The sequence below is a fragment of the Gardnerella sp. DNF00753 genome (assembly GCF_049244275.1).
Classification (GTDB): Bacteria; Actinomycetota; Actinomycetes; order Actinomycetales; family Bifidobacteriaceae; genus Bifidobacterium; species Bifidobacterium greenwoodii.
Window position 1 is genome coordinate 410,521 of the sequence record NZ_CP058393.1, and the last position, 15,331, is coordinate 425,851.

At 46.7% G+C, this 15,331-nt stretch carries 6 protein-coding genes and 2 tRNA genes; all 8 read left to right on the forward strand.

Features of this window, described 5'->3' with window-relative positions; all coding sequences use genetic code 11:
- The first annotated feature begins 3 nt into the window (after positions 1 to 3).
- A complete protein-coding gene (locus HXT33_RS01770) occupies positions 4 to 6,168 on the forward strand; it encodes a S8 family serine peptidase (protein WP_421787320.1) in 6,165 nt (2,054 codons plus the stop codon).
- Between the two features lie 731 nt (positions 6,169 to 6,899).
- A tRNA-Lys gene (locus HXT33_RS01775) sits at positions 6,900 to 6,973 on the forward strand.
- Between the two features lie 110 nt (positions 6,974 to 7,083).
- The gene (gene xseA, locus HXT33_RS01780) at positions 7,084 to 8,472 is read left to right on the forward strand and encodes an exodeoxyribonuclease VII large subunit (protein ID WP_004134522.1); all 1,389 of its coding nucleotides are present in this window, start codon (positions 7,084 to 7,086) and stop codon (positions 8,470 to 8,472) included.
- Between the two features lie 54 nt (positions 8,473 to 8,526).
- Entirely contained in the window at positions 8,527 to 8,847 is a 321-nt protein-coding gene (locus HXT33_RS01785) for an exodeoxyribonuclease VII small subunit (RefSeq protein ID WP_004134524.1), read from the forward strand.
- A gap of 44 nt (positions 8,848 to 8,891) precedes the next feature.
- Positions 8,892 to 8,964 (forward strand) — tRNA-Arg (locus tag HXT33_RS01790).
- 366 nt (positions 8,965 to 9,330) lie between these two features.
- The gene (gene ileS, locus HXT33_RS01795; protein WP_421787322.1) at positions 9,331 to 12,729 is read left to right on the forward strand and encodes a mupirocin-resistant isoleucine--tRNA ligase; all 3,399 of its coding nucleotides are present in this window, start codon (positions 9,331 to 9,333) and stop codon (positions 12,727 to 12,729) included.
- 526 nt (positions 12,730 to 13,255) lie between these two features.
- Complete coding sequence (locus HXT33_RS01800) at positions 13,256 to 14,188, forward strand: ABC transporter permease (RefSeq protein ID WP_004136239.1); 933 nt, start codon at positions 13,256 to 13,258, stop codon at positions 14,186 to 14,188.
- Entirely contained in the window at positions 14,185 to 15,315 is a 1,131-nt protein-coding gene (locus tag HXT33_RS01805; RefSeq protein ID WP_421787325.1) for an ABC transporter permease, read from the forward strand. The genes HXT33_RS01800 and HXT33_RS01805 overlap by 4 nt, the downstream gene beginning before the upstream one ends.
- Positions 15,316 to 15,331 lie beyond the last annotated feature (16 nt).

Here is a 15,331-nt window from a genome sequence, read left to right on the forward strand (position 1 = left end):
TTTATGAAGTTCAAACGAACGTCATATCTGACTCGTTTAGCAGCATTAGGCGTTGCTGCGGCGACGCTTATGGTGCCGCTTGCTGATGTTTCTCCAGCGTTTGCGAAAGAAACATCAGGCACAGAATTCATTGCAGCGTCTGCCAAAACGCGTAAAAACACGAATTTCACCCCAGAACAGCTGCGTCACATTAATCCAACTCTTGCTAAAGCTTTTGAGAATTACGGTAAAAAAGATCAATTTAATAAAAATTCAAATGCTCAAGTGACTGTTGTTGTCACGTTGAAAAATAATCATCCGCAGCTCACTGATTATGATGAAAAAGCCAACATTCATGAGCAGGATGTTTTAATTAACCGCGTAAAGTCAAAGTACAATATGACGGTTCGTCGCAAAGTTGGTTATTTAATGAGTGCTTTTGAAGCTACTCTTCCTGAAAATCATATTCAAGCTTTGCGAAAGGAGCCAGGTGTAGTTTCTGTTGCAAAAGAACGCTTGTATTATCCAATGGAAAATTATGCTCGCGATTTACAAGGCGTGCAGACGGTGTTTAAAAAGCATCATCTTGATGGAACTGGAATGCTGGTTTCCATCATCGATACCGGCATAGATCCAACTCACCAAGATATGAAGCTTGATGCTTCAGCTAAGCAACATCTTCGATTACAACCAACAGGTAAAGGCGACACTACTGACAAAGTTCCTGCAGGTTTCAATTATGCCGATGAAAACGACAACTTCACAGACTCTGGTGCAGAACAGCACGGTATGCATGTGGCTGGTATTGTTGCTGCAAATGGTGATGAACAGGATTCTCCTGCTTCAGAACATCATCGCGTTGATGGTGTAGCTCCAAACGCTCAGCTGCTTGCTATGAAAGTGTTCTCAAATAATCCTGAGGCACATGGCGCTCGCGATGTTGATATTGTTGCTGCAATCGAAGATTCCGTAAAACTTGGCGCCGATATTATCAACATGTCTCTCGGTTCAACTAATGGTTTTGCTGGAACTTCTAATGCCACTTCAATTGCACTTAAAAAGGCTCGCGAAGCTGGTTCACTACCAGTGATTTCTGCTGGAAACTCTGGCTTGAACTTTTCTCCTTCCGGTGGTGAGGATGATGCGCTTGGCAAGTGGGATGATGCTACTCTCGGCTCTCCATCTTCTTATCCTTCCGCTTTCAGCGTTGCTTCTGTAGAAAATTCCAACATTACGCAGCAAGCAGCAAACTGGACAGGGAAAGATGGCAAATCTCACGCAGTGCCATACAATCTTGCCATTGGTTCTTTAATAGACGCAGTATCTCAGCATGAACTTGTGGATGCTAAAAAAGCTACTGAAACTGATGTTAAAGATCTTGATCTTAAAGATAAGTATGCTCTTGTAGAACGTGGTGGCATTACTTTTACGGAAAAGTTTAAGAATGCTATTGCTAAAGGTGCTAAAGGTGTGATTGTTTATAATCACGACAAAGATTCATCCATGTTTATTGGAATGGGCGGATTGGAGAAAATCAAGGATTGCTTTGGTGCGTCCATACCTCGTTCTTATGCATTGCAAATTCTTACTGCTTTACATAAAGGCGAGAAAGTGAAGATAGCTTTCACGAACCAATTCACTACTATTGTTAATCCAGATAACGGTAAGCCTTCAACCTTCACTTCTTGGGGACCAACGCCAGAACTTGATTTCAAACCTCATATTGCTGGCATTGGTGGCAACGTGTGGTCTACGCAGAATGGCAATAAATACACGAGCATGTCCGGTACTTCTATGGCTGCTCCAAACGTTTCCGGTCTTTCGGCGTTAGTGATGGAAAGCTATAAGAATCGTTTCCCTAAGCTTAAAAAGTCTGAAATGGCTACCCGTGTAAGCCAAGCATTAATGAATACAGCAAGTATTATTGGACGTAAAGATTCTGCAGATAGTAAGCAGATTCCGTATGCTCCTCGTCAAATTGGCGCTGGCTTAGCTCAGGTCGATAAAGCTGTTGCTACTAACGTGATTGCAACAGTCGATGGCAATTCGTACGTGGCTCTTAGAAACGTGAATGCTGATCGCAACTTTACGGTTACTTTACATAATTATGGTAAGAATCCAGTAAAATTTGCTGTCCCAGATCAGGATGTTGTCAATGAGTCTAATGAGGCCAATAAAGATACAGTAACCTCTATTAGTGATACTGAAACGTTGCAATCAAAAACGCGTGAAGTTACAGTAAAGCCTGGGAAAACCGCTGGTGTGAAGTTTACGTTAAGCCCAGATCGTTCTAAAGGCAATCATTATATTGAAGGTTGGGTGCGTTTTGAATCGCTGAGCGATACTCAGCCAGATGTTGCTGTGCCATACCTCGGTTTCGTAGGCGATTGGAATGCTGAACCAATTATGGTAAAGCCGGGAGAAAGCTATGGTGCAAATCATAGTGATCTTACGACTTCTTTACTTTCTGTAGCAGGCAGTATGGGCAAACTTCCAGTCAATAATGAAACTAAGCCGTATGTACTTGGTGAATTTTCACCTGCAAATCAAGATGGGTGGATGGATTACGTTGTGCCATCTATGTCTATGTTCCGAGGTGCGTCTGACATAAAGTATTCTGTGTTGGATTCTCATCATAAAACTAAGATTGTTCTTGGAACAGAACACAATGTAAATCGTTCTACTATCTCTGATGCTAGTGCAACCGACGGTTTAGCTGGAAATTTCGACGGGTCTGTGTGGAATCCAAAAACAAGTAGGTTTGACATTCTTCCTGATGGATGGTATACGTATCGCATTCAGGCTCGCTTAGGAGATAAGTTTGATTGGCAAACTTATGACATGGAGGTAGCGATCGATAATCATGGACCTAAAGTCACAGTATCTGATCGTGATGCTAACGGCAATGTGAAGATTGTTATTAGTGATGAATTGAGTCCTGATCCTGGCGTACCAACTATTCATCTTCCTGGTGTAAAAGATGCTTTGAACTATGGTGATGAAGATACTCAATGCCCGTTGAATGAAGCAACTCGTACGCGAGTGTGCAAGCCTATCCACATTGGTACTGACGCAGCATATATAGATGTGCTTGCTCGAGACAATGCTATGAACCCAACTGAGGTTAAGAAGGTGTTCAATAAGCATACTCGAAAAAATGCAAGTGGTAAGGAAGAAGAAATACCGACTAGGAACATTATCATTCCGAATGAAAAAGTTCTTACTTCTCACCAAATTAAAGCTAATGCTCTAGAAGAAAGTAAAACTAACCCGAATATTAATGGCAAGTTCTACATCGAAGGATACCTTACCGATAACGTCGCATCTATACAAGCTTACGTAACTCCTAATGGTGGTACAAAGCAGAAAGTTACGAATGTTGCAAAACGCAAGGATGAGAATACTTTCTACGCGTTTGTGCCGCTGAAAAATGGCGAAAATACTGTGATGTTTAAGGCGTACGATGCAAAAGGTGATCGTCTTGGTAATAAGAAACTTAAGCTAACGTTCAACGCGCAAGCTCCAAACATTACCATGAATGGTCTTGACAACAAGGGTAATTTGCCTGTAGCTGCAGATGGTAAAGTAACTGTTGCTGGTAAAGTAACGGACACTCCTGGAGATACTGTAAAACTAACGTTGAAGTATCAGAAAGCTGCTGACAATATTACTTCAGCTAATGTTGTTGCTGGTTCGGGTGCCACTCATACTACTGCATCTTCTTCGCAAGCTGTTTCTGGAGCTAATACAACTTCAAAAGCGAGTATTAATGCAAATGTAAAGCAAGCAGAGGCGGCTGCAGCTGGTAAGGAAACTGAAGAAGTGGTAACTGTTGGCAAAGACGGTAGCTTTAAAACAGTGATTACTCCTGCTGCTAAAGCTGTGACAGTAACGCTCGTAGCTACAGATTCCGCAGAAAATAGCACTACTATGGGTCTAGCGCTTGCTGGTCGTGCAACTGCTACACCTGAAGCTCCACAGACAAAAGATTTCGTGCTTACTAATGCCGGTTCTATGGGTTCTTATGCGTGGTTAGTGCATAAGAAAGCTTATGGATCAGATGTTATTGGCAAAAATTATTTTGTTGCTCAAGGCGAAGTGGGTGCTAATGTAACGAGTGTACTGTTCACTCCAGCTACGCGAATTGATGCCAAAACCAAGAAGTTCGTAACTCCAAACCCATTGCGCGCGAATATTAAGAATGGCAAGTTTAGCATAAAGTTGCCGATGCATCCAGGAATCAACGATTTCCGCTTGCAAGTAAATACAAAAGCAACTGACGAAGATGCTGATGAAGACGATGAAACGAATGTAATCGATACTCCTGCAGCTTTCTACTTCGACATTACGCCTCCAACAGCACGTTTTGACACGCCAAAGTTGTACGGACATACGTTATTTACAAATCGCGATACCGTTACCTTTAGTGGCAATGTGTCGGATGATGCTTTCGGTCAAACTTTGCGAATTAATAATGATTCTGTAGGTGATTTCTACACTTTGGATACGAATGGTACTGAAGTAACTCGTCGCCAATTCTCAACTGATATTCCAGTAAACGATGGTGACAAGTTGCTGCTGCACTTAAGTGATCAGGTTGAATCTCATTTACTCGGTGTGATTCCTGTTGTGCTTGATGAAACGGATCCAAAAGTTGAAGCTGGTTTGGTTGAAGGTGAAGAGATTGCTGATGGTCATGAAATCACTGTTCGAGCAACAGATGATCATTTGAAGTCTTTGCGTGTTATGGTTGATGGTCGTCCAGTAGCGTATACGGAAAATTATCTTCCAGTAAATACTGTTGAAAGCACCTTAGTTGATGTGAAGAACATCAACGATAATCCAACTCCAGATAAGCCAGATTCTACAACATTAACGTTGAAGATTCCGACTGAAAAATTGGCTGATGGTAATCACACCCTTACTATTGAGGCGACTGATTTTGCTGGCAATACTGCTAGCGACACCAGTGATAATAGTGCTGATGCTACTGCGTACACATTTATTGTGAAGCGTAGTAAGAAACATGCTGATGGTGAGAAGCCGGGTAAGCCAGGTAAGCCAGGTGATCACAAGGGTGAGAAGCCAGGTAAGCCAGGTAAGCCAAGCAAGCCAAGCAAACCGGGTAAGCCAGGTAAGCCAAGCAAGCCAAGCAAGCCAGGCAAGCCAAGCAAACCGGGTAAGCCAAACAAACCAGGCAAGAAGCCAGCTCCTGCTCCAAAGCCAACTCCAAAAAAGCCGGAAACTAAGGATGAATCAACTCAAACAGATTCAGCTCCGCTGCCTCCTGTTTCTACAGCAAAATTCACAAAGAATCTGATTGCTTTAGATACTAAGGAAATTGTTGCTGGCAAGGAACAGAGTGTGTATGTTTCTGGAAAACCTGCAGCTTTGAATAATGCTAAGAAAGATGCTCGCATGTATGCGTTCATCTACTCTACGCCTCAGCAGCTTAAGGGTGAAGATGGTCATGATTATGTAACAGTGCGTGCTGATGAGAACGGCAAGTACTACTTCAAAGCTATGATTCCAGCTGGTTTAACTGGCAAACATACCATTTTGCTTATGGATGCTGATGGTAGTCAGCTTGCTTCTGGTGAAGTGACTGTGTCTGCTGCACACGTTGCTGATGCCGATACTCAGTCTGACAATATGTCAGCTCCGAAGAAGCCGGCTGAATCTAAGCCAGCTCCGAAGAAGCCGGCTGAGAAGAAGCCTGAATCTAAGCCTGTTGAGAAAAAGCTAGAACATACTGGTCAGAGTCATTCAGATCGTGTGTATAATAGCCATTCTGCTAATCGTTCCTTTACTAAGAAAGGAAAGAATGCTAGTGGTTCTGTTCGTGCTTCTGCAGAGTCGAAGTCAGGTGCTGCAGAAGGTGGTGAGAATCATGAGAGTGCTAATGCCGCCACTGCAAATAAGTCCGACAGTGTTCAGTCTGAATCTAATGGCGCTACTGATAATAACAGTGCTAACAATTCTGCTGGTGCTGATGCTTGTAACTCAAGTAAGGAACAGACTGCTGAACGTGCAGCTGCAAAGGAACTGACTTCAAAGTTAGCTGCTACTGGCAGTGGTGTTGTTGCTGCAGTTGTGACCTTCTTGGTACTGATAGTAAGTGGTGCAATAACATTCACCACGCGTCGCCATGGAGTGCATGCTGGTTCTAACGCTGCTGTCCGCAAATAAAACAATATAACTAAAAATAAAACTCGTGATTAGTTAAAAAGCTAAGAATGAGTGAATAAATGAAAAATGACTGAATTTAGTATTGGATTTTTGCATATTGAACGATTTCAGTATTGAGTTTTGATTTGCTAATCAATCTAAGTTTAGTTGTTGCTAACGGCTGGTAAAAGTGTCCACTGCTCTTATGAGTGTGTGGGCACTTTTTACTAATGGTGATAAGAATAAATATTCACACAGGTCGAACTCTGTTGAAATTGCAAGAGTTGTAAATCTTCTTCGCTAGATTACTATGAAAGAAGCACGACGATTTGCTTGAGCGTTGCGGTTTAGCGCGCGCGTTTGGAGCGCCGCACAACCCCAAACCCTCCAAACGCCGTAAACTTTCCCCGCGTTTGGAGCGACAAAGTAGTGTCAAAACTCCAAACGCCGTAAACTTTCCTCGCAAATGGAGCGCTACTATTAAGCAAAAAGCGAGTCAATTGATTTGTGTCTTATTGGATTGCTGGTAGTCAGATTGTGCTTTCTTAAGAATATAAAGAAAGCACAATCGTTTGCGCTCCGACACTGAAAGCACACTGTGCTTTCAGCATTGAGTCGTCGCTACCGCATTGAGCTTGCTTGAAGCGCGCAATGCAGCTTCAAGCAAGGGCAATGCGACACGCCCACTTGCGTGCAAGCTCATTTTGAGTATAGTAGTTACTCGGTTCGCAAAGCGGGCCAAGATAACCAACGCCCCTTTAGCTCAGTTGGTTAGAGCAGCTGACTCTTAATCAGCGTGTCCAGGGTTCGAATCCCTGAGGGGGCACAAGCAAAACCCAAGCTTCGCGCTTGGGTTTTTTCGTATCAATCTCCACACGCAACGAAGCCCTCTTTGTCCCTCTTTGCAGTCAATCTTGAAGTATGACCTCGTCAAATATGATGCCGCAATTATTCCAGGATGATGCGCAGCCTGAGCAGCCGCCACAAAATCTTGCGCCGCTTGCTCAACCGCTTACTCAACCACTTACTCCGCATCAGCAGCAGCCGCGCCAGCTCCCTCTAAAAGCCGCAGACACAACCGCCGAAAATCCGTGGCCTGTTGCCGTTTTAAGCCAAAAGTTCCACAGTGCCGTCGAACGCTGGCCATCCGCGTGGATTGAGGGTCAAATAGTCGAAATCAACATGCGCCGCGCTTCTTCCGGCTACATCACCCTTCGCGACAGCAACGAGGAAGTGTCGATTTCCGTAATGGGCTTTAGCAATTTCGTGCAGCAGGCGCGCGAACTTCGCCAAGGCGACCGCGTAGTTGTTCACGGCAAGGCTGATATTTGGGTAAAAGCCACGCGTTTAAGCTTCGTTGCGGACGAAATCAGGCGCGTCGGCGCCGGCGACTTAAAAGCGCAAATTGACGAGTTGCGTAAAAAACTTAAGGGCGAGGGCCTGTTTGACGCTGAAAATAAGGTTCCGCTGCCGGAATTTCCTAAGTGCATCGGCCTCGTGTGTGCTCCTCAAGCGCGTGCAGAGGGCGATGTTATTACGAACGTGAATTTGCGCTGGCCTGTTACGCGCTTCAAGGTTGTTCACGCGCACGTGCAGGGCGTGCAGTGCCCGGCGGATATGATTGCCGCAATTAAGCAGCTTGATGCAGATCCAGAGGTTGACGTTATTATTGTTGCGCGCGGCGGCGGCAGTTTTGAGGATTTGATTGGTTTTTCGGACGAGGGTGTGGTTCGTGCTACGGCTGCGTGCGTGACTCCGATTGTGTCTGCAATCGGCCACGAGGACGATTGGACGCTTATCGATTTGGCGGCGGATTTGCGCGCTTCTACTCCTACAGATGCTGCAAAGCGCGTGGTTCCGGACGTTCGCGAGCAGTGGCAGCTTATTGATAACGCTCTGCAAACTATGCGCATGCGAATTTCTGCGCGCGTTGACAATGAGATTCGTCTCGTTGAGGGTTACGCGAATCGCCCGAGTCTTACGCGCCCGAGCACTATGCTTGAGCCGCACGAGTTGTTTGTTAATCAGGCTGTTGAGAGAATGCGTCACGGTTTGGTGCGACTTCTTGACGACGCGAGCTTGACTGTTGAAAAGGCGCACGCGAGCTTGACTGCGTTAAGTCCGCAATCGACGTTGAACCGCGGGTATGCTGTAGTGCAGCTTAGCGGTGGGCGAGTGCTTGACGACGCGGCTTTAGCGAAAGTTGGCGACGATATGACTGTTACGCTTAAAAGCGGCGTTGTTCTTGGCAAGGTGACTGGCACTAAGTCTGCTGCCGTAAAGTCGGCTGCCGTAAATCCGTCTGCCGTAAAGTCAAGTAAGTAATTTTTTAGATATTTTAGATATTTTATATATTTTAGATATAGCGAAAGGTTAGATATGAGCGAGAAAGCAACGAAAAAGGCTGAAGAATCAGCAGAAAGCACAGAATTCGCAAGCACTCTTACGAAAGAAGAGCGCGCTGCGATTGAGGCGATGCCGTATGAAGAGGCTCGCGAAAAGCTGGTTCAGGCGGTTCAAGCGTTGGAAGCTGGCGGTTTGACGCTCGACCAGTCCATGCGTCAGTGGGAGATTGGTGAGGCGTTGGCAAAGCGCGCTCAGGGTTTGCTTGCCACGGTTCGAGCCAAGTTGGACGCGGCACAGGCGGAGCAGTCGGCAACGGCGGCGACGGCTGGCACGCAGTCGAATCTTGAGGATTAGCGCGCGCCGCAGTGACACGCCATAGTGTATAATTGCCATTTGTTGCCTCGGTAGCTCAGTGGATAGAGCACCACTCTCCTAAAGTGGGTGTCGTCAGTTCGATTCTGATCCGGGGCACTTTTATTACTTATTTACTTTGTTCGTATTATTCGCGAGTCGCGAAATACTTCCCAATGTTAGGGGATAGTGTTAGATTATTTCTAACTTAAGCGATGATCCGTTATCGGCGGGGAGTTTTCGGAAGAACGGCGAGGATTCGTAAGATTCTCGCTTATTAGAACCGACGGGGTTGGCCCGTACAGCCAAACACGAGAGGCTATAAGAATAGTTCGATTACGTTTCGTATTTGCGCTACGCACTTGCGTTACGCACGTAACTTGCGTAACTTGCGTTGCGTAAATCTTATAGCAAGCGAGGTGGTACCGCGGCAGTAACTGTCGTCCTCGCAGGGAAATATTCACCCTGTTGAGCGAGGAGAGCACAGTGAGCGAATCCACTAATCCAGCCGAAAAGTCGTGCGCAAATAACGTATATCCAAAGGTAAATGTTTCTGCATCTGCGCAAGAAACTGCCGGCGCGCAAGTTGCACCAAATCCTTCTTTCCCAAAGCTTGAAGAGTCAGTTCTTCAATACTGGGATGCAAACAATACTTTCCGCAAGTCAATCGAATACCGCCCGTCCGGCAAGGGTAGCCAAAACGAGTTCGTGTTCTTCGACGGCCCTCCATTCGCAAACGGTCTTCCTCACTACGGCCACCTGCTCACAGGCTACGCAAAAGACGTGGTTCCGCGCTATCAGACTATGCGCGGCCGCAAAGTAAACCGCGTTTTTGGTTGGGATACTCACGGTCTGCCTGCAGAGTTGGAAGCGCAGAAGGAGCTCGGCATCGAGTCGGTTGAGCAAATCGAAAAAATGGGCATCGCAAAGTTCAATGATGCTTGCCGTGCCAGCGTTTTGAAGTACACGAACGAGTGGCAAAACTACGTGCATCGTCAGGCTCGCTGGGTTGATTTTGAGCGCGGCTACAAGACGCTGAACATTCCATACATGGAATCCGTAATGTGGGCTTTTAAGCAGCTTTACGATAAGGGCTTGGCTTACAAGGGTTACCGCGTGCTTCCGTACTGCCCAAAGGATCAGACTCCGCTTTCCGCCCACGAGCTTCGCATGGATGCGGATGTTTACCAGAATCGTCAAGATACTACCGTTTCCGTGGCTGTTAAGCTTCGCGACGAAGCCGACGCTTACGCAGTCTTCTGGACCACTACTCCTTGGACTGTGCCAACCAACTTCGCAATCGTAGTCGGCGCAGACATCGACTACGTGGAAGTTCGTCCAACCGAAGGCAAGTTCGCTGGCAAAAAGTTCTACATTGGTAAGCCTTTGCTCGGCTCTTACACTAAGGAACTTGGCGAAAACTACGAGGTTGTGCGCGAACTTAAGGGCGTTGAGATGGCTGGCTGGCGCTACTACCCAGTGTTCCCATACTTTGCAAGCGATTCTGCGCTCGCTGAGGGTGGCACTCCTGGTCCTAACGCTTTTACGATTTTCACTGCAGATTATGTTGACACCGCTGAAGGTACTGGACTCGTTCACCAGGCTCCTTACGGCGAGGACGATATGAACACGCTTAACGCGCACGAAATTCGCAGCGTTGACGTGCTCGACGCAGGATGCAAGTTTACAAGCGACTGCCCAGATTACGAAGGCTTGTATGTTTTCGACGCCAACTTGCCAATTTTGCGCAACTTGCGTGCAGGAGACGGCCCGCTTGCTCAAATGCCGGAAGATCAGCGCGCGCTGCTGTTCCAAGAAAAAAGCTACGTGCACAGCTATCCTCATTGCTGGCGTTGCGCAACTCCGCTTATTTATAAGCCTGTTTCTAGCTGGTTTGTGTCTGTTACGAAGATTAAGAAGCGTTTGCTTGAGCTTAATCAGGAGATTAATTGGATTCCTGGAAACGTTAAGGATGGCCAGTTTGGTAAGTGGCTTTCTAACGCTCGCGATTGGTCGATTAGCCGTAACCGCTTCTGGGGTTCGCCAATTCCAGTGTGGGTGAGTGACGATCCAAAGTATCCTCGCGTAGACGTGTACGGTTCGTTGGAAGAACTTAAGGCTGATTTTGGCGATTATCCGCGCGATGATGACGGTAATGTGAATATGCACCGCCCGTATATCGATCGCCTTACTCGTCCAAATCCGGATGATCCTACCGGAAAGTCGCAAATGCACCGTATTACGGATGTTCTCGACTGCTGGTTTGAGTCTGGTTCTATGCCTTTCGCGCAGTTCCATTATCCGTTTGAAAATAAGGAATTCTTCGAAGAGCACTTCCCATGCGATTACATCGTTGAGTATATTGGTCAGACTCGCGGCTGGTTCTACACGCTTCACATTATGGCTACGGCTCTATTCGACCGTCCGGCTTATAAGAACGTGATTTGCCACGGCATTGTGCTCGGTTCCGACGGTCAGAAGATGAGTAAGCATTTGCGCAATTACCCGGATGTGAACGGCGTTTTCAACGAGTACGGTTCTGACGCTATGCGCTGGTTCCTCATGTCTTCGCCAATTTTGCGCGGTGGCAATTTGATTGTGACTGCAGACGGCATTAGGGATACGGTTCGCCAGGTTATGCTTCCAGTTTGGAGCTCTTACTACTTCTTTACGCTGTATGCGAACGCTGCAAACGGTGGCAAGGGTTATGATGCTCGTCGCCTTCGCGCGGACGAGGTTGCGGGTCTTTGCAATATGGATCGTTACTTGCTTGCGCGCACGCGTTTGCTTGTTGAGCGTGTTGAAAAGTGCTTGAACGAGTTTGCGATTAGCGATGCTTGCGCGGCTGTTAGCGATTTTATTGACGTGCTTACTAACTGGTATATTCGTGGCAGCCGTGACCGCTTCTGGAATGAGGATGAAGCCGCTTTCAACACGCTTTACACTGTTCTGGAAGTGTTCATGCGCACGATTGCTCCTCTTGCTCCTATGGAAGCGGAGGCTGTGTGGCGTGGCCTTACTGGCGGCGAATCCGTGCATTTGGCTGATTGGCCTTATTTGGTTGAGTCTGAGACTCTTTCGGATGGCGAGAAGAACCCTAAGGCTGGCGAAGTCACCGAGCTTGGTGCTGTTCTTGCGCACGACGATGCTTTGGTTGCTGCTATGGATAAGGTTCGCGAGGTTGTGTCTTCTACGCTTTCGTTGCGTAAGGCGGAACAGTTGCGCGTGCGTCAGCCGTTGGCAAACTTGACTGTTGTTGCAGAAAATACTGCTGCTGTTGAGCCTTACGAGCAGGTGCTTGAGCGCGAGCTTAACGTGAAGAATGTTACATTCTGCACTTTGCAGGACGCAAGCGACCACGGTTTGAAGATTGTTCACGAGCTTAAGGTGAATGCTCGCGCGGCTGGCCCTCGTTTGGGTAAGCAAGTGCAGTTTGCTATTAAGTCTTCTAAGAGTGGCGATTGGCATGTTGACGAGTCTGGCGCTCCTGTTGTTCAGACTCCAAACGGCGAAGTTGCGCTTGTTGAGGGCGAGTATGAGCTTGTGAATCGCGTTGAATCTTCGGATGCTAAATCTGCTCAAAATACAGCTTCTGCAGCAATGCCAACTGGCGGCTTCGTTATGCTCGACACTGCTTTGACAGACGATTTGCTTGCTGAAGGTTATGCTCGTGACGCTATTCGCGCTGTTCAGGATGCGCGCAAGGAGAACGGTTTGGATGTTACTGACCGAATCGCTTTGACTTTGAGCGTTCCAGCTTCTGACGTTGCTAAAGTTAATCAGTTCCGTGATTTGATTGCGGAGGAGACTTTGGCTACGAGCTTAGAGGTTGTTGAGGCTGATTCTAGCGCAACTGAGCTTAGCGTAAGCCTTAAGCGTGCGTAGCTTAAGCATTACGTAAATCTTAGCTAACTAATAACTAAACAAAAACGTGCCGGTGTATTATTCATACTCGGCACGTTTTGTTGGTCTTCGGATTTCGCCTAAATGTAGGCGAAATTGGGGTCGCGCTTGCGTGTAAAGCCCACTGTGCTTTCAGCATTGAGTCGTCGCTACCGCATTGGATCGCTTTTCGCGCTACGCTTAAGCGAAAAGCGAGTCAATTGTATTCGTGTCTTATTGGGTTATTGGTCGTCAGATTGTGCTTTCTTAAGAATATAAAGAAAGCACAATCGTTTGCGCTCCGACACTGAAAGCACACTGTGCTTTCAGCATTGAGTCGTCGCTACCGCATTGGGTCGATTTTCGCGCTACGCTTAAGCGAAAAGCGAGTCAATGCGACACCCCGTTTTCTATGGGTCCCTATAGTGTCGATAAGACAACAATACAAATTTTTACTCGATTTGTATTTTGCGTTAATTTATATTGCATGATATTCAAAAAGAAAGTGCAGGTGACGAAATGAGTAAAGATGAGAAGGGTCGGTGTATTTCGTTCACGCTATAAGCGTGATTCATCTGGCGTCACCGTTCTTGCAAGAACTAATACCGGCATTGTTGCTGGAACTGTAATTATTGCTATTTTTGCGATTTTGGCTATTTTTGCCGACGTTTTTACAACAATTACTGGCAATAATCCTTACTCTGAGCATCCGGAAATATTAGATTCCAACTCAGTTCCAGTAGGCCAGGGGGGTATTAGTTTCCAACATTGGTTCGGTGTAACTCCGCTTCGTGGTCTTGATATTTTCGCGATTATTTCGCATGGAGCACGCGTTTCTCTTGGGATTGGCATTGCTTCTACTGTAATTTCGCTATTTCTTGGCATTCTAATCGGCATGATTGCAGGGTACTTCGGTGGTTTCGCAGACACTTTGCTTTCGCGCACGATGGATGTGTTCTTCGGTTTTCCATTCCTGATTTTTGCGATTGCGCTGTCTGCAGTTGTGCCGCAAAATTTCCCGCGGCCGATTCTGCTAACGCTTGTTTTAGGCTTTTTTGGCTGGCCAAGCATCGCTCGTTTGGTTAGAGCGCAAACGCTTTCGTTAAAATCTCGCAATTTCACTGTGGCTTCTTACGTAATGGGTGCGAACACATGGCATATTTTGCGTGAGCAGATAATGCCGAATATGTTGCCTCTTCTTTTGGTGAATGTGACTTTTCTTATTCCTGGTCGCATTGGAGCGGAGGCTGCGTTGTCGTTCCTTGGTGTGGGCATGAATCCGCCTTCGCCTTCGTGGGGACGCGCTATTGCGGATGCAGTTCAGTGGGTTTTGGTTGATCCTTGGTATCTTCTTTTCCCTGGAGTTGCGCTGTTCTTGCTTACTTTCGGCTTTAATCTTGTTGGCGACGGTTTGGCTAGTGCTCTTCAGCCGCGAGCTTCCAAAAAGGCGGTGACGGAATGAGTAACAAGCAAAATACTCAAAATACTCAAAATACGCAGAATGCGCAAAGTGCGCAACAAAATATAATCAATACACCGAAAATCAGCATTAATAAATCTGCTGCTAATTCGCGAATAATCGGCAATATTTCCGATTTTCTTGTTTTTATTGGCAAGCGCGCAGCAAGCGCAATACTTGTTTTAACGCTGATTGCAGTAGTGCTATTCCTTATTTTCTTTATGCTTCCTGCCAATCCTGCGCAACTTGCTTGCGGAAAGCCGTGCACTCCTGAACGTTTGGCACGAGTTTCCGCATTTATGGGCACGGACGCGCCATGGTATGAGCAACTTGGCAGTTATATTCGTGGCATATTCTTCGGGCGCAAGTTCACAGATAGTTCTGGAGCTACTATCGTGTGCGCTGGTCCATGCTTAGGATGGTCGTTTACGCTAAACGAGCCTGTAACTAATCTTATTATGAGTCGTTTCGTGGTAACTGCTTCGTTGGCAACTGGTGCTGCGGTTCTTTGGCTTACTGTGGGCGTTGCAACTGGAGTTATTTCTGCTGCAAAAGAAGGATCTTTTATTGACCGCGCGCTTCGAGCGCTTTCGTCTGTAGGGATTTCATCTCCAGCGTATTTAATTGGAATGCTTGCAATACTTGCTTTTGCAGTTTATTTGCCGATTTTTCCTACGGGTGGTTACGTAAGTTTTGCGGAAAGTCCTTTAGATTGGCTTCAGCATTTGCTTCTTCCGTGGCTTGTTTTGGCGCTTCTTAACGCGGCATACTATACGCGACTTACTCGCGCTCACATGCTTGACGAGTTGCAGCAGGATTATATGCGTACTGCTTTAGCTAAGGGCATGCCGCGTTCGAAAGCTATAACGCGTCACGCGATGCCTAATGCGATGCTTCCTGTGCTGACTATGTTTGGCTTGGATTTGGGCGGTTTGCTTGGTGGTGCTGTAATAACTGAGAGCGTTTTCTCTATGCAAGGTTTGGGTTCGCTGCTTCTTGATTCGGTGAAAAATCTTGATTTGCAAGTGCTGGTTGGTGTGACGCTGTTTGCGGCTGCGCTTGTGATTGTTGCGAATCTTGTGGTTGACGTCTGTTATCGTTTCGTCGATCCTCGTGCCGCAGTCTGTTAGTGGATTCGCGTGCTCA